Origin of the sequence: Martinezella multihospitum, assembly GCF_900094585.1 — a bacterium.
Classification (GTDB): Bacteria; Pseudomonadota; Alphaproteobacteria; order Rhizobiales; family Rhizobiaceae; genus Rhizobium; species Rhizobium multihospitium.
Map to the genome: position 1 here is coordinate 157,401 of NZ_FMAG01000007.1, position 19,439 is coordinate 176,839.

General features: G+C 58.9%; 22 protein-coding genes. 12 read left to right on the plus strand and 10 right to left on the minus strand.

Annotation, left to right across the window (positions count from 1 at the left end; translation table 11 throughout):
* Window positions 1-10: 10 nt before the first annotated feature.
* The 3 genes from GA0061103_RS25725 to GA0061103_RS25735 all read right to left on the minus strand — a co-directional run bounded on the left by GA0061103_RS25725 (window position 11) and on the right by GA0061103_RS25735 (window position 2,710).
* Window positions 11-1,603, minus strand: a complete 1,593-nt coding sequence (locus GA0061103_RS25725; RefSeq protein WP_092716188.1) for an SEL1-like repeat protein — start codon at window positions 1,601-1,603, stop codon at window positions 11-13.
* A gap of 122 nt (window positions 1,604-1,725) precedes the next feature.
* Window positions 1,726-2,316 (minus strand): hypothetical protein, encoded by a 591-nt coding sequence (locus tag GA0061103_RS25730; RefSeq protein ID WP_092716189.1) that lies wholly within the window; start codon window positions 2,314-2,316, stop codon window positions 1,726-1,728.
* Between the two features lie 4 nt (window positions 2,317-2,320).
* A complete protein-coding gene (locus GA0061103_RS25735; protein ID WP_092716191.1) occupies window positions 2,321-2,710 on the minus strand; it encodes an acyl-CoA thioesterase in 390 nt (129 codons plus the stop codon).
* Window positions 2,711-2,952: 242 nt separating this feature from the next.
* Between GA0061103_RS25735 and GA0061103_RS25740 the strand changes: the two genes are divergently transcribed.
* The 4 genes from GA0061103_RS25740 to GA0061103_RS25755 all read left to right on the plus strand — a co-directional run bounded on the left by GA0061103_RS25740 (window position 2,953) and on the right by GA0061103_RS25755 (window position 6,579).
* Window positions 2,953-4,146 (plus strand): extensin-like domain-containing protein, encoded by a 1,194-nt coding sequence (locus GA0061103_RS25740; protein WP_092716193.1) that lies wholly within the window; start codon window positions 2,953-2,955, stop codon window positions 4,144-4,146.
* A 106-nt stretch (window positions 4,147-4,252) separates the two neighbouring features.
* Window positions 4,253-4,507, plus strand: a complete 255-nt coding sequence (locus tag GA0061103_RS25745) for a hypothetical protein (RefSeq protein WP_092716195.1) — start codon at window positions 4,253-4,255, stop codon at window positions 4,505-4,507.
* Window positions 4,508-4,894: 387 nt separating this feature from the next.
* Window positions 4,895-5,821: an ABC transporter ATP-binding protein gene (locus tag GA0061103_RS25750; RefSeq protein WP_092716196.1), complete on the plus strand. Its 927-nt coding sequence runs from the start codon at window positions 4,895-4,897 to the stop codon at window positions 5,819-5,821.
* Entirely contained in the window at window positions 5,818-6,579 is a 762-nt protein-coding gene (locus GA0061103_RS25755) for an ABC transporter permease (protein ID WP_092716198.1), read from the plus strand. The genes GA0061103_RS25750 and GA0061103_RS25755 overlap by 4 nt, the downstream gene beginning before the upstream one ends.
* Window positions 6,580-6,645: 66 nt before the next feature.
* Here GA0061103_RS25755 and GA0061103_RS25760 read toward each other — a convergent pair whose 3' ends face one another.
* Entirely contained in the window at window positions 6,646-7,038 is a 393-nt protein-coding gene (locus GA0061103_RS25760) for a winged helix-turn-helix transcriptional regulator (protein ID WP_167376650.1), read from the minus strand.
* 141 nt (window positions 7,039-7,179) lie between these two features.
* Here GA0061103_RS25760 and GA0061103_RS25765 point away from each other — a divergent pair, with 141 nt between their 5' ends.
* The 3 genes from GA0061103_RS25765 (at window position 7,180) to GA0061103_RS25775 (ending at window position 10,257) form a co-directional block, all read left to right on the plus strand.
* Entirely contained in the window at window positions 7,180-8,169 is a 990-nt protein-coding gene (locus GA0061103_RS25765; protein ID WP_092716202.1) for a zinc-dependent alcohol dehydrogenase family protein, read from the plus strand.
* Between the two features lie 229 nt (window positions 8,170-8,398).
* Window positions 8,399-9,730, plus strand: a complete 1,332-nt coding sequence (locus GA0061103_RS25770; RefSeq protein ID WP_092716204.1) for a bifunctional folylpolyglutamate synthase/dihydrofolate synthase — start codon at window positions 8,399-8,401, stop codon at window positions 9,728-9,730.
* A gap of 2 nt (window positions 9,731-9,732) precedes the next feature.
* On the plus strand, window positions 9,733-10,257 hold the full coding sequence (locus GA0061103_RS25775; RefSeq protein ID WP_092716206.1) for a GNAT family N-acetyltransferase: 525 nt from the start codon (window positions 9,733-9,735) through the stop codon (window positions 10,255-10,257).
* Window positions 10,258-10,290: 33 nt separating this feature from the next.
* On the opposite strand, the gene GA0061103_RS25780 is transcribed toward GA0061103_RS25775, so the two are convergent.
* The 4 genes from GA0061103_RS25780 to GA0061103_RS25795 form a co-directional block, all read right to left on the minus strand.
* On the minus strand, window positions 10,291-11,193 hold the full coding sequence (locus GA0061103_RS25780) for a DMT family transporter (RefSeq protein ID WP_092716208.1): 903 nt from the start codon (window positions 11,191-11,193) through the stop codon (window positions 10,291-10,293).
* A 105-nt stretch (window positions 11,194-11,298) separates the two neighbouring features.
* The gene (locus GA0061103_RS25785) at window positions 11,299-12,000 is read right to left on the minus strand and encodes a retropepsin-like aspartic protease family protein (RefSeq protein ID WP_092716210.1); all 702 of its coding nucleotides are present in this window, start codon (window positions 11,998-12,000) and stop codon (window positions 11,299-11,301) included.
* Complete coding sequence (locus GA0061103_RS25790) at window positions 11,997-12,218, minus strand: DUF1289 domain-containing protein (RefSeq protein ID WP_092716212.1); 222 nt, start codon at window positions 12,216-12,218, stop codon at window positions 11,997-11,999. Before GA0061103_RS25790 ends, GA0061103_RS25785 begins: the two co-directional genes overlap by 4 nt.
* Before the next feature lie 19 nt (window positions 12,219-12,237).
* Entirely contained in the window at window positions 12,238-13,014 is a 777-nt protein-coding gene (locus GA0061103_RS25795; protein WP_092716214.1) for an adenosylcobinamide-GDP ribazoletransferase, read from the minus strand.
* Window positions 13,015-13,142: 128 nt separating this feature from the next.
* On the opposite strand from GA0061103_RS25795, the gene cobT reads away from it, so the two are divergent.
* Together cobT and GA0061103_RS25805 are read left to right on the plus strand one after the other, a co-directional pair.
* Entirely contained in the window at window positions 13,143-14,159 is a 1,017-nt protein-coding gene (gene cobT / locus GA0061103_RS25800) for a nicotinate-nucleotide--dimethylbenzimidazole phosphoribosyltransferase (protein ID WP_092716216.1), read from the plus strand.
* A 187-nt stretch (window positions 14,160-14,346) separates the two neighbouring features.
* Window positions 14,347-14,739, plus strand: coding sequence for a diacylglycerol kinase (locus tag GA0061103_RS25805; protein ID WP_092716218.1), 393 nt, complete (start codon window positions 14,347-14,349; stop codon window positions 14,737-14,739).
* A gap of 123 nt (window positions 14,740-14,862) precedes the next feature.
* Here GA0061103_RS25805 and GA0061103_RS25810 read toward each other — a convergent pair whose 3' ends face one another.
* Window positions 14,863-16,392 carry a sensor histidine kinase gene (locus tag GA0061103_RS25810; RefSeq protein ID WP_092716220.1) on the minus strand — a complete coding sequence of 510 codons (1,530 nt, stop codon included), beginning with the start codon at window positions 16,390-16,392 and terminating at the stop codon, window positions 14,863-14,865.
* Window positions 16,393-16,515: 123 nt separating this feature from the next.
* Here GA0061103_RS25810 and GA0061103_RS25815 point away from each other — a divergent pair, with 123 nt between their 5' ends.
* From GA0061103_RS25815 to GA0061103_RS25825, 3 genes are all read left to right on the plus strand, one after another.
* The gene (locus GA0061103_RS25815; RefSeq protein WP_092716221.1) at window positions 16,516-17,091 is read left to right on the plus strand and encodes a thermonuclease family protein; all 576 of its coding nucleotides are present in this window, start codon (window positions 16,516-16,518) and stop codon (window positions 17,089-17,091) included.
* On the plus strand, window positions 17,088-17,720 hold the full coding sequence (locus GA0061103_RS25820; RefSeq protein ID WP_092716223.1) for a uracil-DNA glycosylase family protein: 633 nt from the start codon (window positions 17,088-17,090) through the stop codon (window positions 17,718-17,720). The genes GA0061103_RS25815 and GA0061103_RS25820 overlap by 4 nt, the downstream gene beginning before the upstream one ends.
* Window positions 17,721-17,787: 67 nt before the next feature.
* Window positions 17,788-18,276: an Lrp/AsnC family transcriptional regulator gene (locus tag GA0061103_RS25825; RefSeq protein WP_069613098.1), complete on the plus strand. Its 489-nt coding sequence runs from the start codon at window positions 17,788-17,790 to the stop codon at window positions 18,274-18,276.
* Between the two features lie 61 nt (window positions 18,277-18,337).
* Here GA0061103_RS25825 and GA0061103_RS25830 read toward each other — a convergent pair whose 3' ends face one another.
* The gene (locus GA0061103_RS25830) at window positions 18,338-19,210 is read right to left on the minus strand and encodes an NAD(P)-dependent oxidoreductase (protein ID WP_092716225.1); all 873 of its coding nucleotides are present in this window, start codon (window positions 19,208-19,210) and stop codon (window positions 18,338-18,340) included.
* Window positions 19,211-19,439 lie beyond the last annotated feature (229 nt).

Here is a 19,439-nt window from a genome sequence, read left to right on the forward strand (position 1 = left end):
TTCGCGACCACTAGGGTACGAGCGCCATCAGCAAATGAAAAAGGACCCAGCCTGTCGTGTCGTCGGTGTCCTTTTTTCCGGCGGCTCCTTGTCCCAGCGGCCCGAGATCCTTGATCGGGCCGTCGCCATTGGCTTCCATATAGCTGAGCCCATGCTGCGCTTCGGGCAATCCCTTCGCCACTGCCTTGTTGAACCAGTCGGCGGCAATCGTGGAGTCCTTCGGTACGCCATAGCCGTTATAATAGAGATATCCAAGACTATATTCCGCTCGGGCGTCGCCCTGGCCGGCAGCTTTGCGAAACAGGTCCGCGGCCTGGGCATAGTCCCTGGCCACACCGGCGCCCTGATAATAGAGATAGGCAAGGGCGTATTGACCTTGGGAATTGTTCTGGTCGGCCGCCTTGCGATACCAGCTTGCGGCGATTGATTTGTCAGCCTTTGTCCCCTGACCGTTTTCGTACATGTAGCCGAGGGCATATTGCGCGTCCGCGTGACCCTGGCCGGCGGCTTTCCGACACCAGTCAAAGGCCTTGCCATAATCCGCAGCGACGCCACGGCCGATAGCATACATGAAGGCGAGGGCGTATTCGCCTCGCGCGTCACCTTGCTCGGCGGCCTTGCGGTACCATCTCACTGCGCTGTCATCGTCGACATTCACGCCCTGGCCGTTGGCATAGAGATAGCCGATGGCATATTGCGCGTCGGGGCGTCCCTGATCTGCTGATTTACGAAACCATTGAAGCGCCTGACGGTAGTCCTGTGCCACGCCGACCCCGTTCTCAAGACTGTAGCCGACCGCATATTGCGCCTCGGCGCGTCCTTTCTCGGCTGCCTTCATATACCAGGAATAGGCCTCGGCATCATCCTGTACGACACCCTTGCCATTGGCATAGGCGTAGCCGACCGCATACAGACCTTGCGCACTTCCCTGGTCGCCGGCTTTTTTATACCAGACGATGGCCTGTTCCTGGTCTTCTTCCGTGCCTTGGCCGTGATCGTACATGGTGCCGATCGCGTATTGGGCATCGGCGCGGCCCTGGTCGGCCGCCTTGCGATACCAGCCGAGCGCGATGGCGCCGTCCTGGTGTACGCCGAGGCCATTGGCATACATATAGCCGAGTGCATATTGTGCCTGTGCCTCTCCCTGAGCGGCGGATTTCTGATACCAGGTGACCGCATTTTCGTTATCGGCAGCCATGCCCCTGCCATTGGCGTAGGAATAGCCGATGGCATATTGAGCATCCGCATTGCCGTTTTGCGCCGCCCGCAAATACCAGTCGTTTGCCTGTTTCAGATCGGCATCGACGCCGCGACCGCTGGCATACATGTAGGCCAGCGCATATTGCGCCTGGGCATTGCCTTGCTCGGCCGATTTCCGATACCAGTCGGCCGCCTGTGCGTCGTCCTGCTCTACGCCCTGACCGTTGGCGTAGCGATAGCCGAGGCCGTATTGGGCGGCCGGGTTACCCTCTTTTGCGAATTCCACCCAATATTTCAGATCGATCGTGGTATTGGCAGGCCCCGGCGCGGGGTCTTCGGCTTGTGCAAGCCACGGCAACGAAAGAGCAAGGGCCAATCCCAGCGCGTAGCTCTTTGTCTTCAAGGCTTGTGTCCCCCAACTTGCGTCTCAAAAGGCAATCGACCTGAACAATATGGCGATGTCTTGGTCAAGGATCATAGAACATCGAAATGGCAGCCGTTTTACTGCCAAACGGAATGAAATGCTTATCCCGGAAGGACGTCGTAGAGACGGAAGATCCATGTGATCTGATAGATCAGACCTATGATTACAAACGCGGCCTGGAAGCGCCTATTGGCGGTGATCGCGGCGACGATGCAGAGAATGATGTAGACGATATTGCGTGTCGGATATTCCCAGCCGAGCGACTGGAAATAGGCTTCACCCTTCAGCAATGTGTCGATGAGATCGACGGCATAGGTCACGGCAAGCAGGCCGAAGAACCAGCGCCTGCGGGAGATGAAATACTCCTCGAAGCCGCCGTAATCCTCGACCGAGGGCGGATTGAGCAATACGCAAAGGAAATAGAAGAGGCAGCAGAAGCAGATGAGAAAGAGGTAGACGCCGAAATTGATCTGCGCGACAGATTGCAGCCGATACTCCCACCACCAGAAATGGATGATGAACAGGAACATCGACAGGACCCAGCCGATATGGACGAGGTAGATCTTGTTTTTGCCGGGCGCCTGCACGAAGCCGGCAAGCCGGGTCAGAAGCTGGGCGAGCGAAAGGCCGATCACCATGCTCATGACCGTCCTGATGTAGACGTAGACTTCCGGTGCGTGTGCGGACCCCATTGCGTCAGCTCTCCTCTGGTACAGCCTTCGGCAAGCCGTTTTCATCAAGCGCGACCATGATGAAGGTCGCCGCCGTAACCTTCTCCAGGCTATTGTAGCGTGCGCGGTGCGCCCAGGCTTCGACGCTTAGGGTGATCGAGGTGCGGCCGACGCGTTCGATATCGGTGAAGACGCTCAGCGTATCACCGATCTTGACCGGCAGTTCGAAGGCCATCTCCTTGACCGCTGCCGTGACCACGCGACCGCGCGCCCGTTCGGCGGCACGGATGCCGCTTGCCAAGTCCATCTGCGCCATGACCCAGCCGCCGAAAATATCGCCGGCAGGATTGGCGTCGGCGGGCATGGCAAGCGTGCGCAATGTCAGCTCGCCTCTCGGTTTGACGCTGTCATTCATTTATCTGCTCCTGTTCACGGTCGATTCCGACAATCAGCCTATGCAATCCTGCCGCGATGGAAAAGCCATACTGGCATTTCAATGGAGGACTCCTGTGGGTCGCGTGCGTTGCTTCGGGCCATTCCATCGTCACATGGCGCCAGTGTGAAACAGCGAGATCCCCTGCGGTAAGCTTTCGTTCACCCTTCCCATTTAGGATTTGTAATCGTTACCGACCGTGGCTGGGGCAGCGGATCAGGAGTATGGCCATTTTACCCATTCTACGGCGGGTCGCGCTGCCATTGCTATTGTCGTCGGCGCTGGTCGCCTGCACGGCAGATAGTCTCGTGCCGCCTTCTGGCATCGATAATTCCTCCCGTGTCGGCTCCATCAAGCCGCATCGCAGCGTGCCGCAGCGGCAATTTGCCTATCAAGGGGTACAGGATCCGGTCGTTTCCGCATCGAGCAATTACAAAGGCGGCGGTCCTGTTCGTTCCAGCGGAACCGGCGAGGCCGTCACCACGACGGATGTCGAGGCCGGTCTTGCCGAGCAGTCGGATATTCCTTCCCAGGGCGTCAACATGGATGCCGAGCTTGGCGTCGGGCCGAGCGAAGAGGCCCAATCCGCCTCGGTGGTCGGATTGGCGCAAGAAGAGCAGCAGAACATCGCCGAAGGTCAGTCCGACCAGCCCGTCGTAGACGGCATCGGCACGGATGCGCCGGTGCAGACCAACCGCTCGACCCTCCAGCAACCGGTCGCCCAGTCGGAAATCAGACAGTCACGGATACCGAGGCAGCTGCCGGGGACGCAGGTCGCGATGCTGCCGCGCGTCGAAAATCCCATACCGCGCCTCGATCGGCAATTCGAAGCGCCGCAATCGACGCCGGGCATGATGCCGCCTTCGGAAATTGCCTGCCGGCAGGAGCTGCGGCGCATGGGCGTCGTCTACACCGACAAGCCGGCTATCTCGAACGGCCCTTCCTGCCAGGTTCCTTATCCGATCTCGCTCAGCGGCCTTTCTGGCAATATCGCGGTCCGGCCGGCGGTGACCTTGAATTGCCAAGTGACGCTCGCCTTCGCCAAATGGGTGAAGAACGAACTCGCCCCAGCCGCACGCACGCGCTACTGGACCGGCATCGGCACAATCGTACCGCTCGGCGGCTATTCCTGCCGGCGGATGAACAATAGCCGGCAACGCTATAATCCGATGTCGGAACATGCGCATGGCAACGCGATCGATGTCGGCACCTTCATCCTGAAGAACGGCCATGTGATCGACGTGCGGAGGAAGGGCTTGTTCTCCTTCCGGGAAGGGCGGCTGCTCAAGGCGGTACGCAGCGACAGCTGCCGCTATTTCGACACCGTACTTGGCCCTGGTAGCAATCCGGAGCACTGGAACCACTTCCATTTCGACCTCAGGGACCGAAAGGGAGGCCGGCGTTATTGCAGCCTTTGATTGGCCCTTTGCCGGGACAGCACCCACCCTTGCCAAACGGAGAAGCTGATTTACCTATCGGTGGAATCGCGCTCTATAGCGCAAGCCGAGGGTAAAAGAGGGGTTCATGGAAGACGTACCGAGACGAAAGAGAAGCCTGGGAAGGGCGCTCGTTGCTGCACTGATTGCCATCATTATCGTCATCGGCGGCCGCTGGTATGCTTATGTGGCCTATGCCGACGATCCGTTCGATGAAGTCGGCATCGGTCTCAACTCCATGATGCCCGGACCCATTCGCGACAAGGGCTGCGAAATGCTGAAGGCACGCTTCGAGCACAAGACGCTGCCGCCGGCCGGCTGTGGCGTCAACGGCAACTGGTAGCGGTCGTTTTCCAGATTATAAGCTGGCGAAAAGAAAAAAGCCGGCGGGTGCCGGCTTGAGCGGTGCATGGCAACGACGGGGGATCCTTGCCAGCTCCAGAAAAGAACTTCATGTTGCAATGATGATGCACGCAATATGAATGCGAGGGCAATAAATCGGCCAATACAGCAGGCGCTGACGGTGTCGCCAAGAGGCGTTGGGCGGAGTTGCGACAAACGTTGCTCACCTAAGGAGCTATATGCCCGACGAAGGTCACGATTTGATGACAGCTTATTCCGCTTAGACGAACGCTGTGTTTCACTACCGTGGGGTGGTAAAAGCCCAAGACCGGCTATATAGCGGGCAAACGCCGCGAAATTCATCACAAAAGCCGGACTTTGCCTGACTATGGCTGCGATTATTTCCATACGCAATCTGACGAAAACCTATGCCAACGGATTCCAGGCGCTCAAGGGCATCGACCTCGACATCGAGCGGGGCGAAATCCTGGCGCTGTTGGGGCCGAATGGTGCGGGCAAGACGACGCTGATTTCCATTGTCTGCGGGATTGCCAATCCGAGCGGCGGGACGGTGACCGTCGGCGGTCATGATGTCGTGCGCGATTTCCGCGCCACGCGCAGCCTGATCGGCCTCGTGCCGCAGGAGTTGACGACCGATCAGTTCGAAACCGTCTGGAACACGGTGAGCTTCTCGCGGGGGCTTCATGGAAAGAAGCCAAACCCCGAATACATCGAGAAGGTACTGCGGGATCTCTCGCTCTGGGAGAAGAAGGACAACATGCTTCGCCAGCTTTCCGGCGGCATGAAGCGGCGCGTGCTGATCGCCAAGGCGCTGTCGCATGAGCCTGAGATCCTGTTCCTCGACGAGCCGACCGCCGGTGTCGACGTGACGTTGCGCAAGGACATGTGGCATGTGGTCGAGCGCCTGCGCGCGTCCGGTGTTACCATCATTCTGACGACACACTACATCGAAGAGGCCGAAGAAGCGGCCGATCGCGTCGGCGTCATCAATGGCGGCGAGCTGCTGCTGGTGGAGGAGAAGAGGGCGCTGATGGCCAAGCTCGGCCGCAAGCAGCTCATCCTCGATCTCAACGAACCGCTCGGCGCCGTACCGCAGTCTCTCGACGGCAACGGGCTTTCGCTGGGGCCGAACGGCCTGACGCTCATTTATGATTTCGATGCACAGCACGAACAGTCGAGCATCGCGGCGCTGCTGTCGAAGCTCGCTGAGCAGGGAATTCATTTCAAGGATCTTTCGACGCGCCAGAGCTCGCTCGAGGATATTTTCGTCTCGCTGGTGGAGGCAGGCAAATGAACTTCGAAGCGGTCAAATCCATCTACGCTTTCGAAATGGCCCGCACGCGCCGCACCCTGCTGCAGAGCGTCGTTTCGCCGGTCATCTCAACATCGCTTTATTTCATCGTTTTCGGTGCGGCGATCGGATCGCGCATCAACCTGGTCGAGGGCGTTTCCTACGGCGCGTTCATCACGCCCGGCCTGATCATGCTGACCTTGCTTGGCCAGTGCATCAGCAACGGCTCCTTCGGCATTTATTTCCCGAAATTCACGGGCACGATCTACGAGGTGCTGTCGGCGCCTGTCGCCATGACCGAGATCGTTCTCGGCTATGTGGGGGCGGCGGCGACCAAGGGAATGCTGATCGGCCTGATCATCCTGGCGACGGCGAGCTTCTTCGTCGAGATCAGGATCGAGCATCCGTTCATGATGATCCTGTTCTTCGTGCTGACGGCGGTCACCTTCAGCCTGTTCGGCTTCATGATCGGCATCTGGGCCGGAAATTTCGAGCAGCTGAACCTGATACCGATGCTGGTCGTGCCGCCGCTGACCTTCCTTGGCGGCAGCTTCTATTCGATCAACATGCTGCCGCCTTTCTGGCAGGCGGTCAGCCATCTCAACCCGGTTCTCTATCTGGTCAGCGGCTTCCGCTGGAGCTTCTATGGCATCGCCGACGTCAATCCGGTGCTGAGCCTTGCCATGATCACGCTTTTCCTCGTCATCTGTTTGGCCGTCCTCGGATGGATTTTCAGGACGGGATATCGCTTGAGGAACTGATGAGGGTCACTGCAAGTTTGCGCTGCGAACGGACATTTCGCGCTGTTCGCCGAACCGAGACATCAATCAAGCAGCGGATGAAACTCCCGTGCGTGTCTTCGGCAGATGATCGTCGCGAGCAACCAGGTTGCGTCGCGTCAGCCATCCATGCCCCCAGTCCCTGAGACCCAGCAATATGGGCGCGAGCGTCCGGCCTTCCTCGGTGATCGAATATTCCACCTTCGGCGGGATGACGGCGAATACCTTGCGCTCGACAAGACCATCCTCTTCGAGCTCCCGAAGTTGCTTGATCAGAAGGCGCTGCGAACAATCTCCGAGCTCTCTTTTGAGGGCATTGAATCGAAGAGTGCCGTCGAGCAGGTGATAAAGGATCATGCCTTTCCATTTGCCGCTGATGAGATTGAGTGCCGCATACATGGTGCAACCGGGCACTTCGTCATAGTTCCTGTCCTTGTTCATCTTCGGCCTCGCGACGGTATACTTTTGAGCACTATATGCTTTTGACTACCGTATTTTCATTCTGGCCGCTACTCGCCAAATGCCTGTGACCTGTTGCGCCACCTACGAGCGCGCGACGGAAACATGCAAGGAGAATGAAGCATGACCAGAGTTGTACGTTTTCACGAATATGGTGAGCCTGATGTGCTGCAGATCGACGACATCGAGGTTGCGCCGCCAGCCGCCGATGAGGTGCAGATCGCGGTAAGGGCCATTGGTCTCAACCGCGCGGAAGTCATGTTCCGTCGCCACGCCTATCTTCAAGAAGCCGAATTTCCTTCAAGGCTTGGTTATGAGGCCGCCGGTACCATCAAGGCCCTCGGCAGCGGCGTGAACGGATTTGGCGAGGGTGATGCGGTCAGCGTCATTCCGACGCTGGATATGGCCCGTTGGGGCACCTATGGCGAAGTCATCAATGTGCCCGCCCGTCACGTCGTCAAGCATCCGGCGAAACTCTCGTTCGAGCAGGCTGCAGCATCGTGGATGCAGTATATTACGGCCTGGGGCGCGTTGATCGAACAGGCGAAGCTTTCAAGCAATGATTTCGTGATTGTTTCCGCCGCGTCGAGCAGCGTCGGCATTGCCGCGTTTCAGATCGCGCGCAGCGTCGGGGCGACGGTGATTGCCACGACCCGCACCAGCGCCAAGGTCGAAGCTCTACGCAAAGCCGGCGCGCATCATGTGATTGCAACGGCGGAAGAAGACCTGACCGCGCGGGTGAGGGATATCACCGACGGCAAGGGCGCACGCGTCGTGTTCGACCCCATTGGCGGGCCAGCCATCGCCCAGCTTGCAGAGTGCATGGCGGTCGGCGGCATTCTGCTGGAATATGGCGCGCTCAGCGCGGAGGAAGGACCTTTCCCGCAATTTGCGGTCTTAGGGAAAAGCCTCACCCTGAAGGGTTATCTCTATACGGAAATCGTATCCGACGATGCCATTCTCGACCGTGCAAAGACCTTTATCAATGAAGGCCTCGAGTCCGGAGTGCTCGATCCCTTCATTTCGCGCACCTTCGCTTTTGAGCAAATTCAAGATGCAACACGCTTCCTTGAAAGCAATGAGCAGATCGGAAAGATCGTCGTTACCGTGTAAACAGTGCATGGCTCCCGCCGATCCCTGCTCGGCGAGGGCCTTTCGGCCTGATTGCAATAAGCCCGAATCTGCTCGAAGGCATTGGCTGGACAGAAGCGAAAATTTAGGCTCTTGCGGCATTCGCTGCGGCATGGAACTCATGGATTTGAAGTTATGACGGTAAGGTCGAAGGCTATGTTTCGCCGTGCCGCTCGCTCATATCAGTCTGAAATCCTGCCGAAGGTATATCATGCCGCAATCCCATCCCAGCCAGCCGCTATCCCAAGCACTTTCCCGGCTCGATCAACTGACCAACTGGGAGCGCAAGCCGCGCGGGGAGATGCGGGTCGGGCTTGAGCCCATGCTCGATCTCATGCAGCGTTTGGGTAATCCGCATCGAAGCTTTCGCGCCATCCATGTCGCCGGCACCAAGGGCAAGGGATCGGTTTCTGCGCTCCTCGAGGCCGGATTGCTGCGGGCCGGCTGGCGGGTCGGTCGCTATGCATCACCGCATGTCGACCGGGTGAACGAGCGTGTCAGTGTTCTCGGCCAGGAAGTCGAAGATGATGTACTGGCGTCAGCGATCATGCAGGTTCTGGACGGCTACGAAGGCGCCAAGCAGGCAGCCACGGCCGGCGAAGATGCCACCTGGTTCGATGTGGTTACGGCCGCTGCATTCGTCGTGTTCAAAGAGGTCGGCTTGAACTGGGCCATTGTCGAGGTCGGCCTTGGCGGCAGGCTGGATTCCACCAATGTCGTCTTCGGTGAAGTGGCCATCGTCACCAATATCGGGCTGGAGCACACGGAAATTCTTGGGGTCACGCGCGAGGCGATCGCCGGCGAGAAGGTCGGCATATTGAAGCCCGGCGCCACGCTTGCCACCACGCTTGCCATTGACGATGCTGCGGGAAAGGTCTTGCAGCAGCGTGCCGATGAGCTTGGCTGCAAGGTCCTGCGAACCGATCTTCCCGAAGATGCGACGATTGCTGAGACGAATATCTCGCTGGTCGGCCTTGTGTTCGATCATCTGGGACGACAAGGCGAGAGCGTGCAGGCGGCAAGCAAAAAGGGCCAGCCGATCGGCGCGTGGCTGCTCGAACCGGCCGTTATCGACAAGGCGCGGCTGCCGGGGCGGATGGAGCGCTTCGACCTTGCCCTATCACTCACACTGCGAAGCGGGCGACAGAGCTTGCCCGTCATCATGGATGGCGCGCATGTGCCGTTCAATATCGAGGCTGTGCTTCGCGATATCACGCGCTCGTCCAGTGTCAGCGGCAATTGCGTCGCCGTCGTCGCGCTTGCATCCGACAAGGATGCACCCGGCTTCTTGAACGTGCTCTCGCGATACGTGGCCCATGCAGTTTTTACGGAAGCGTCCGGATCGGGTCGCGCCCATGCGGCAACGGAGCTTGAGGCATTGGCGATCTCGATGGGTATGGCTTGTGAATCCGAGCCTGACCCGAACAAGGCGCTGGATCGAGCTGTCACCAAGGCTTCCGAATGCGGCGGGTGGATCCTTGTGACGGGCTCGCTCTACCTTGTTGGCGCCCTGCGCAGCATTGTCCAGGGGAGTGTAGGGTGACGATGGAAATTGCGATCAGGCCTGCTCTTGCCAACGATGTCGCCGAGATAGCGAGGCTGCATCGCGCGATCTGGTGCGACACCTATCGCGACCTAGTGTCTGCAGAAATTTATCAGGCTCTTGATGAGGATTTTCGCCGTCTGCGATGGGCTGATATGCTCGCAAATCCCCGCAGGGATCAGCGCGTGCTTCTGGCTGAGCACGGCGGGCGGCTTGTCGGTATTGGCGCGATCAATGCACCGTCCGATGCCATATTCGAGGGGCGAGGCGAGATCAAGTCGCTCTATATCGATGCTTCCATCAAACGCCAGGGACTTGGCCGCCGTCTGATGCGAGAATTGGCGCGGGAACTTTTATCCATGGGCTATTCGGGCGCGGCGCTTGGCGTGGTAGTCGGCAATGAACCGGCGATCGCCTTCTATCGTGCACTCGGAGGGCAATTGATCGGCCGGTACACGGATCCGGGTCCGGTCTGGCGCTCCGACAATTTCATTTTCGCGTGGGACGACTTGTCCGTTCTGATCTGATTATCCCATGCAAGCCGATGAACGGCGATTTTCTCAGGCTGCGATCCGCTTGCGCGGTGCAATGGTCATGGCCATGACGCCTGCAACGACACAGACAAGACCTATGGCTGCCGTCGGAGAGACAGGTTCGCCAAGGAAGGTGACGCCGATGGCGACGCCGATCGGGACGCGCAGATAGGCTTGTGCTGTCGTGCCGACCGAGCCAAGGGTCTGGATAAGCCGGAAATAGATGCTGAAGGCAAGCGCGGTGGAGACGACCGACAGGCCGAGCAATGCCAGGACCGACGCTGTCGACGGCGCGATCTGCCAGGGCTGTTCGACAATAAGGCTCGCCGGGATCAGGAGAGCGGCACCGCAAAGCAACGAGCCGGCGGCCGGCATCATCGGGTCCAGCCCCTTGAAATTTCGGCCGAACAGTGCGGCGCAGGCATAGCAGATCGATGCCGCGACGACGGCGAGCTGCGGCAGCAGCTGACGGCCCATTCCATGGAGCGCATCGAGGCCGATGATCAGGCAGATACCGGCCATGCCTGCAGCCACGCCGAAAAGCTTGCGACCCGTCAGCGGCTCGCTGCGCAACAGGAAGGCGGCAATCAGAAAGGCAAAAATCGGCGTCGTGGAATTCAGTATGGTCGCGAGGCCGGCATCGACGGTCTGTTCCGCCCAGGCGATCAGCGTGAAGGGAATGGCGCTGTTGAGGCAGGATTGAATGAGAAAGCGCTTCCAGCTGGCCGCGTCCTTCGGCAGGCTCAGACCACGCCAGCGAATGATCGCAAGCAGGACAAGACCGGCAATCAAGGTGCGGGCGGCGATCAGCGTGATCGGCGGAATGGTTGCTACCCCGACGCGGATGAAGGTGTAGGAGGCGCCCCAGCAGGTGGCGAGGGCGAGGAGAAGTAGAAGTTCCGTCGTTATGTTTGACTTTGCGGGCGCCATGATGTCTCACTCTTCATGCGGTTCGGATATGCCCGTCTTTTAGAGCGAAAAGGACGAGGAATGCTTCGGTCCCCGCCGAACTATCGAGCCGATTATTCGCCTGCCTCAGTCGCGCAGCCGAAGCTCGTCGGTTTGCATCTGCATCGACCCCAGTGTTTCGAGAAAGCTCATACCGAGCAGGCTCTGATCGAGCTTACCCGCTTCGGCCACGCTCGCCTCGACATCCCTGCGCTTGATCGGGCCGATTGCCACGGAGCCGAGTTCCACAGGTGCTGCCCTTGCGCGACCGTTGGCGGTCAACACCGTCTGCGAATAGGTCAGATTTTCCGGAATGATGCCGACGCGCTCGGCGTCCTCCTGCGACAAGGCGATGGTGCTGGCGCCGGTGTCGATCAGCATGTCGATCGGCTGGCCATTGATCATGACTCGCGCTTCGAAATGCCCGCTCGACCGCTTGTGGAGGATGACTTCCTGCCCGCCTTCGCTCGTGGTGACGACGACGGCATGGCCGGGCATCAAGCCGGCGAAGACGCGGTTGCCGACCTGCTCGGCATCGTAGCGGTAAATATAGGCGGTCGCGAGCGCCATGATGATGACGAACCAGATCAGGAGATTGCGGATCGACTGGCTGACCGTATGCCGGCTCGCCCAGACGGCGGCGCTCATCATCAGGGCGATCGGCAGGAGATAGACGACACGCGCGAAGTCGTCGTTGCGTATGCCGAAGGTGGAGCCGGTGTTATTGTTGAAGATGAGCAGTGCGAGGCCGATGCCGAGAATGGCGAGAACGATGTTCAGGCGGTTCATACGGCACTGCGCTCCCGTGCCATTCTTTGGCGGCGGGTCTCCCGGCGCGGCTTGCGCTCGACCTTCGTCAGGCGCTCCGGAAGCATCTTCATGATCTCACGCCGTTCGTCGTCGCTGTAGTTCATCCACGCACCGATTTCGGCTGATGTGCGGCCGCAACCGAAGCAATAGCCGGTATTTTGGTCGATGGAGCAGACGAGGATGCAAGGTGTCAGCATGGGATCATATATCGATGCTTCAAACGCACATGGCAAGAGTACAGAGGGATGCGATCTCGCAAATCTGCTGGGTCGCGCCGATCGTATCGCCCGTGTGTCCGCCCAGTTTCTGGCGGACATATCGGGTGGCAAGAAATGTCGCGACGCTTGTCGTGAGAAGGCAGCCAACCAGCGCCGGAACACCCATGGCAGGACCGACAAGCAGTATCGCAAGGCCGAGTGTCGCAATCAATGCCAGCTGCATCGCATCGCCGTCCGGCTTGCCTGCCGATGCCGCGATCCCATCCGGTTTGGCTGATGGCAGGGTGTACCAATGCCAGACCATGGCACCGCGGCTCAAGGTGGCTGCGGCGAGGATTGCGACGGCCGCATCCTCAGGCGGAAGATGTCGGGCAATGGCGGCAAGCGCCGCCGCCCGCAACCCGAACGACAGTATCAATGCCGCCGCCCCGTAAGTGCCGATACGGCTGTCCTTCATGATTTCGAGTGCGCGCTCGCGGTTCTTGCCGCCGCCCAATCCATCTGCCGTGTCGCTGAGCCCGTCTTCATGAAGGGCGCCGGTCAGGATCGTCTGCACGGCAATGGCCAGCAATGCGGCCATCAATGGATCCCCATTGAGGGCGAGCAGCACGCTGAACGTCAACGCCGAGGGCAGGGCGATCAGCAGGCCAGCGACAGGAAAAGCGCGTGAAACGCGCGAGAGCTTGCCATCGTCGCCCTCGAAGAAGGACGCTGGTACGGGAACGCGGCTCAAGAAAGCGACGGCGCGTGCGATGTCACGCATATATTCCCGCATTTCTTCCTCTCCCCGCCATACGCGCGACAGCATCGGGCGCTTTTTGGAGTTGTTCGCGCCGATTCCCAGGACTAATAGAGTCGCACGCAAAGAACCCGATTTGAGACCAAAAGACAAGGAACGCATTCATGAGCGTCAGCGGCCTCCCATTCGACGATTTCCGCGCATTGCTGCGCGACCTCCCAGGCCCGGATGCCCGGGCGCTCGTGGCAGCGCGCGAACGTGATGCGCAGCTCACCAAGCCGCCGGGCGCGCTTGGAAGGCTCGAGGAGATCGCTTTCTGGCTGGCCGCCTGGACCGGTCGTCCGCCGGCCGTCACCCGGCCGCTCGTTGCGATCTTTGCCGGCAATCACGGTGTCACCAAGCAAGGAATTACGCCGTTTCCGCCGTCCGTCACGCAGCAGATGGTGGAAAATTTCGCGGCCGGCGGCGCTGCGATCAATCAAATCTGCGTCGCCTATGACCTCGGCCTCAAGGTCTTCGACCTCGCACTCGATTTTCCGACTGCTGATATCACCGAAGAGCCGGCGCTCAGCGAGCGCGATTGTGCGGCTACCATGGCCTTCGGCATGGAGGCGATTGCCGGCGGTACGGATTTGCTCTGCATCGGCGAGATGGGCATCGGTAACACCACGATCGCCGCGGCCATTCATTACGCGCTCTATGGCGGCAAGGCTGAAGACTGGGTCGGTCCCGGCACCGGCTCCGAAGGCGAGATGCTGAAGCGCAAGGTTGCCGCCGTCGAGAAGGCGGTGGCGCTGCATCGCGATCATCTCAACGATCCGCTGGAAATCCTGCGCCGCCTTGGCGGCCGCGAGATCGCCGCCATGGCCGGTGCCATCCTTGCGGCGCGCATGGAGCGCATCCCCGTCATCATCGACGGCTATGTCGCGACGGCTGCGGCTTCCATTCTCAAGGCTGCCAATCCCTCAGCTCTCGACCATTGCCTGATCGGGCACGTCTCGGCGGAGCCGGGCCATCTGCGCTCCATTGAAAAGCTCGGAAAGACGCCGCTTCTGGCGCTCGGCATGCGACTTGGCGAAGGCACGGGAGCAGCGTTGGCCGCCGGCATCGTCAAGGCTGCGGCCGCCTGCCATTCGGGCATGGCGACCTTCGAAAGCGCTGGCGTTACGAACAAGCATTAGAAAATCGGAGCGGCGGGACGTTGAAATAAGCGTTTCGCCGCTAAATTTCCTGTAGATGATCGGTTTTTCGTCATAAATCTGCAATGAATTTTGAAGGTGGCGAGAGGTGTCGCCTTGCTTCGCCCACGGTGAGGCGGTATTCGCAAAGCATCCAGATTGCAACCGGGACAATACGGGCGGAGCGCGAATGGCTGAGTTTTCAAAATCAGCGGTCAACAAAGAGACCGGCATTCGGCACTTTTTCGCCGCTGCCGGCTATTCCTGGGGCGGATTTCAGCGGTTGTTGCAGGAATCGGCCTTTCGACAAGAGCTCCTTTTTGCCGGGGTTGGACTGATCCTGTTGATTGCCGTCGGCGCGACCATCGGTGAGATTGTCATCGCGATGGTTCTGTTCCTCGCCGTATTCGCCGTCGAGGCGATGAATACGGCGGTGGAAGAGGTGATCGACCGGATTTCGCCGGAGATTTCCAACGTCGGCAAACATGCCAAGGATCTCGGCTCGTTTGCCGTTCTCTGCATGCTGGTCGCGTCCGGCATCTACCTTCTTTATGTCATCGGCAGCCATCTGCTGTTCCGCTAGAGCAATTCCAGGAAAAATGCGTAGCGGCTTTCCGTCCGGAATTGCGTGAAAACAAAGAGATAGAGCGGTTCAGAGATTCCGTGAAAAGCTGACGCGCTCTAGTGGCCGGCACCCGAGCTTCGTTTAAGCGAAGCTCTTCTTGCGGCGCTCGACAAGAGGAGCGTCTTCGACTGCCGGCAGGCTTTGAAGGACGCGCTTTGCCGGCAATATGGCAATGACTTCCGTGCCTTCGCGCAGCTTTGATTTCAGCATGAACTGACCGTCATGCTTGGCAAGAATGGCCTGTACGATCGGCAGGCCGAGGCCTGTGCCCTGTTCGGCGCTCTTGATGGCGATGGAGCCCTGGCCGAAGGCGGACAGGACAATCGGGATCTCCTCTTCGGGGATGCCCGGGCCGTTGTCCTTGATCGCCACATATTCCCCGCCGCCGGCGGTCCAGCCGACCTTGACGCTAATCTCGCCGCCTTGCGGCGTGAATTTCACCGCGTTCGACAGGAGATTGAGGATCACCTGGCGCATCGATTTCTCGTCGGCCCAGACCGAGGGCAGCTGCGCTTCGAATTGCGACGAGATCGAAATATTCTTGGCGCGTGCGCGCAACTGCACCATGCCGATGCAATCCTCGGCAATATCGAGGAGGGAAATCGCTTCCTCGTTCAATTCGTATTTGCCGGCCTCGATGCGCGAGAGGTCGAGGATTTCGTTGATCAAGTTGAGCAGGTGCTGGCCGGATCGATGGATATCGGTGGTGTATTCGCGATAGGTGGGATTGTTGAGCGGCCCCATGACCTCGGCCGACATGACTTCGGAAAAGCCGAGAATGGCATTGAGCGGGGTTCTGAGCTCATGAGACATGGATGCGAGGAAGCGCGACTTGGCAAGGTTTGCCTCCTCGGCACGCCGGCGCGCCTCGTCCGACATCGACTTCGCGACTTCCAGTTCGGCAATCAGATCGTCCTTCTCCGATTGGAAGAAGAGGATCTTCAGGTTCGACTGATACATGCGGTTGGTGATGAAGCTGAAGAATATCACGGCAACCGAAATGGCTGCAGTGAGCGCAATATCGGAAGGCCTTCGCGTCAGGACGGCAGTCACGACCAGTGCTACGGTCGCCGGTGCGAAGGAAAACGGGACTGCCCGCGGCAGCATGAAGCTGGACATTGCCGTGATGCAGATCGCCACGAGCAGGGTCGTGCCCTTGTAGAAGGCGAAACTGTCGCCGCCACAGGTCGAGCAATTCTGGATGGCGAAGAGCGCCCAACAGAAGCCGACGAGCAATTGCCCGAGCAATAGCAACTGGCGCCATTTCCTGGCGCTTTCGACTGACATTTCCTGCTTTTTGGCGCGCCGCCCTATCAGCATGTTGATGGCATGCGCCGTCAGGATCGGAATAGTCCAGAAGAGAATGCCCGTATCACGCGTCAGATAGACGCCGAGAACGGCAACGACGATGACGAAGATCGGCACGACGGCGGCACTCTGCCGCAAGGTGTCGATATGCATCATCATCAGTTCGAGGTCGAAATTGCGGCTATGGCCGCTCTGCAGGCGCTCACGCGTTTGCCGCACGGCCTTCGACACAGCCCGGTTACGGTGACTGCGCGATCGGTCGACAATGTTTTTATCTGTCGATGTGCTGACGCCGGTGCTCATGGTTACATTGAAACTTGGCCTGCCTGAGACTACACACTAGCGTCCAAACCTTAAGAAGATGCTGCGCCGAAATGATTTGTTTGCCATCTTCGCCAAGGATTTGTTCTTAAAGGAGGCAACAACGTGATGCGGTCGCGCCGCCTGTTTCGTGACGGCGTGGTCACGTTCGCGCTGCTTGCTATTCTTGCATTATTCGCGTTGAAGATGAACAATCGACCGGAAATCGTTCAAAACGGCAGCTTTTATGTCATCGACGGTGACACGCTTTCCGCCAATGGCGAGCGTTTGAGACTGAAAGGTATCGATGCTCCCGAATATCGGCAGCGCTGCCGGCGCGATGGTGCGGATTGGGCCTGCGGCGAAGAAGCACGCAAGGCGCTTGCCACAATGATTAAGACCGGATCGCCCGAATGCAGGGGGCAGGAAAGGGATCGGTATGGTCGCCTGCTGGTGACATGTGTCGCCGGCGATCTCGATATCAACGCTGCGATGGTGCGCAATGGCATGGCGGTTTCCTACGGTGCCTATGCCAGCGAGGAACGGAGCGCAAGGCAGGCGAAAGCCGGGCTTTGGGCCAGTGATTTCGAGAAGCCTAGCGACTATCGGCGCGAGGAGCGTATGGCTGATGGCAATGACAATGATCCGATTGCCGGATGGTTCAGCTATTTGCGCCAGCTTGTCGGATGGAGCGCCCCATGAAGCAGGAGAGCGAATTGCAGATCCTGCGTTCGGCGATTGCAGCCTGTCGCCTCTGTCGGGATGCGCCGGCCAAAGGCGACGCGGATCGTTTGCCGCACGAGCCGCGTCCGGTTGCGACACTATCATCGACTGCGCGGATACTCATCGCGGGGCAGGCGCCGGGATTGCGCGTTCACGAGAGCGGTCTGCCCTTCAACGATGCCTCGGGCGACCGTTTGCGTCAGTGGCTCGCTGTGGATCGCGAGAGTTTCTACAATCCGGACCACTTCGCCATAATGGGCATGGGTTTTTGCTTTCCGGGCTATGACAAGGCGGGGAGCGATCTGCCGCCGCGCAAGGAGTGTGCACCATTGTGGCGGCAGCGGGCGATGGATGCGATGCCGCAGATCGAATTGATCCTGACGATCGGTCAATATGCGCAAGCCTGGCATCTAGGGGCGGAGCGCATGGGTTCGATGACCGAGACGGTCGCGGAGTGGCGGCGCTACCTTCTAACCAACCGGTCGCCGTCCGTCCTGCCATTGCCGCATCCGAGTTGGCGCAACAGCGGCTGGCTGAAACGTAACCCGTGGTTCGAGGCCGAATTGCTTCCAGTCTTACAACAACGTGTGAAAAGCCTGCTTCCTTGAGAAAAAGTTTCTTTTCTCTCGCTTAAAATAGGCTATAGAGAGAATATAATTCGAAGGGATGCTTTTAATGGACCGTCTAGACCGCAAAATCCTGCGCCTGCTGCAGGAGGATTCCACTCTGGCCGTAGCCGATCTTGCCAAAAAGGTCGGCCTCTCGACGACGCCTTGCTGGCGCCGTATCCAGAAGATGGAAGAGGATGGCGTCATTCGCCGCCGTGTGGCCCTGCTTGATCCGGAAAAGGTCAACACGAAGGTCACGGTTTTCGTGTCCATCCGCACCAACAGCCACTCCATCGAATGGTTGAAGCGCTTTTCGGAAGTGATCGCCGATTTTCCGGAAGTGGTCGAATTCTATCGCATGAGCGGCGATGTCGACTATCTGCTGCGTGTCGTCGTTCCAGATATCGCGGCTTACGACGCCTTCTACAAGCGCATGATCGCCAAGATCGAAATCCGCGATGTCTCTTCGGCTTTTGCGATGGAGCAGATCAAGTATTCGACGGAATTGCCGCTGGATTACATGCTGCTGGAAAATGCCAAGTCCAACGAGGATTGACATGGACTGAGCGCCGCTTTCATGAGGCGCTCAGCAGAAGTCGCCGATTTTCCGGCGCTCTTTACTTCTTGTCCAGACGCGCGAGCAGCGAGGAGGTATCCCAGCGATTGCCTCCCATCGCCTGGACGTCGCCGTAGAACTGATCAACGAGGGCCGTGAGCGGCAGCTTTGCCTGATTGCGGCGCGCTTCCTCCAGCACGATGCCGAGATCCTTGCGCATCCAGTCGACCGCAAAGCCGAAATCATATTTGCCTGAGTTCATCGTCTTGTGGCGGTTTTCCATCTGCCAGGAGCCGGCGGCACCCTTGGAAATGACCTCAACGACCTTTTCGATATCGAGCCCTGCCTGCTTACCGAAATGAATGCCTTCCGCCAGGCCCTGGACGATGCCGGCAATGCAGATCTGGTTGATCATCTTGGTCAGCTGTCCCGCGCCGACAGGCCCCATCAGGCCGACCATGCGGGCATAGGCGTCGATGGCGGGGCGGGCCTTCTCGAACACGGCCTCATCACCACCGCACATGACGGTCAATACGCCGTTTTCCGCGCCTGCCTGTCCGCCAGAAACCGGAGCATCGATGAAGTCGATGCCCTTTTCCTTGGCGGCGGCATAAAGCTCGCGGGCAACTTCGGCGCTTGCGGTCGTATTGTCGATGAGTATGGAGCCCGCCTTCATGGTTGAAAGGACGCCGTTCTCGCCTATGGTCACCGAGCGCAAGTCGTCGTCATTGCCGACGCAGGTGAAGACGAACTCTGCGCCGTCGGCAGCCTCGGCCGGGGTAGGGGCAAACTTGCCATTATATTGTTTGGCCCAAGCCTCGGCCTTGGCGATGGTGCGGTTATACACGGTGACGTCATGCCCGCCCTTGACCTTCAAATGCCCGGCCATGGGATAACCCATGACGCCCATACCGATGAATGAGACCTTTGCCATTTCATAACTCCATGACCGAATTTGTTTCGAAGGCTTAGCCGAAAGGCCAAAGCGACGAAAGACCGATTTGTCGGGCAACTTGTCACCATGGCATATGATTTGAAATCTGATTTCAAATTTTTTCATTTACCGGAATGAAATTTCGCTCTCGCTGCGAATCTTCATAATATCCTTTGTCGATATAATCTATGGATTTGCGATCTTAAATTATCGACAACGAGCCAATGGC

What these genes read in the sequence shown, in the direction of transcription:
- GA0061103_RS25730 (WP_092716189.1), bottom strand. Translation starts at nt 2,316, where the DNA reads ATGGGGTCCGCACACGCACCGGAAGTCTACGTCTACATCAGGACGGTC.
- GA0061103_RS25735 (WP_092716191.1), bottom strand. Translation starts at nt 2,710, where the DNA reads ATGAATGACAGCGTCAAACCGAGAGGCGAGCTGACATTGCGCACGCTT.
- GA0061103_RS25740 (WP_092716193.1), top strand. Translation starts at nt 2,953, where the DNA reads ATGGCCATTTTACCCATTCTACGGCGGGTCGCGCTGCCATTGCTATTG.
- GA0061103_RS25745 (WP_092716195.1), top strand. Translation starts at nt 4,253, where the DNA reads ATGGAAGACGTACCGAGACGAAAGAGAAGCCTGGGAAGGGCGCTCGTT.
- GA0061103_RS25750 (WP_092716196.1), top strand. Translation starts at nt 4,895, where the DNA reads ATGGCTGCGATTATTTCCATACGCAATCTGACGAAAACCTATGCCAAC.
- GA0061103_RS25755 (WP_092716198.1), top strand. Translation starts at nt 5,818, where the DNA reads ATGAACTTCGAAGCGGTCAAATCCATCTACGCTTTCGAAATGGCCCGC.
- GA0061103_RS25760 (WP_167376650.1), bottom strand. Translation starts at nt 7,038, where the DNA reads ATGAACAAGGACAGGAACTATGACGAAGTGCCCGGTTGCACCATGTAT.
- GA0061103_RS25765 (WP_092716202.1), top strand. Translation starts at nt 7,180, where the DNA reads ATGACCAGAGTTGTACGTTTTCACGAATATGGTGAGCCTGATGTGCTG.
- GA0061103_RS25770 (WP_092716204.1), top strand. Translation starts at nt 8,399, where the DNA reads ATGCCGCAATCCCATCCCAGCCAGCCGCTATCCCAAGCACTTTCCCGG.
- GA0061103_RS25775 (WP_092716206.1), top strand. Translation starts at nt 9,733, where the DNA reads ATGGAAATTGCGATCAGGCCTGCTCTTGCCAACGATGTCGCCGAGATA.
- GA0061103_RS25780 (WP_092716208.1), bottom strand. Translation starts at nt 11,193, where the DNA reads ATGGCGCCCGCAAAGTCAAACATAACGACGGAACTTCTACTTCTCCTC.
- GA0061103_RS25785 (WP_092716210.1), bottom strand. Translation starts at nt 12,000, where the DNA reads ATGAACCGCCTGAACATCGTTCTCGCCATTCTCGGCATCGGCCTCGCA.
- GA0061103_RS25790 (WP_092716212.1), bottom strand. Translation starts at nt 12,218, where the DNA reads ATGCTGACACCTTGCATCCTCGTCTGCTCCATCGACCAAAATACCGGC.
- GA0061103_RS25795 (WP_092716214.1), bottom strand. Translation starts at nt 13,014, where the DNA reads ATGCGGGAATATATGCGTGACATCGCACGCGCCGTCGCTTTCTTGAGC.
- cobT (WP_092716216.1), top strand. Translation starts at nt 13,143, where the DNA reads ATGAGCGTCAGCGGCCTCCCATTCGACGATTTCCGCGCATTGCTGCGC.
- GA0061103_RS25805 (WP_092716218.1), top strand. Translation starts at nt 14,347, where the DNA reads ATGGCTGAGTTTTCAAAATCAGCGGTCAACAAAGAGACCGGCATTCGG.
- GA0061103_RS25810 (WP_092716220.1), bottom strand. Translation starts at nt 16,392, where the DNA reads ATGAGCACCGGCGTCAGCACATCGACAGATAAAAACATTGTCGACCGA.
- GA0061103_RS25820 (WP_092716223.1), top strand. Translation starts at nt 17,088, where the DNA reads ATGAAGCAGGAGAGCGAATTGCAGATCCTGCGTTCGGCGATTGCAGCC.
- GA0061103_RS25825 (WP_069613098.1), top strand. Translation starts at nt 17,788, where the DNA reads ATGGACCGTCTAGACCGCAAAATCCTGCGCCTGCTGCAGGAGGATTCC.
- GA0061103_RS25830 (WP_092716225.1), bottom strand. Translation starts at nt 19,210, where the DNA reads ATGGCAAAGGTCTCATTCATCGGTATGGGCGTCATGGGTTATCCCATG.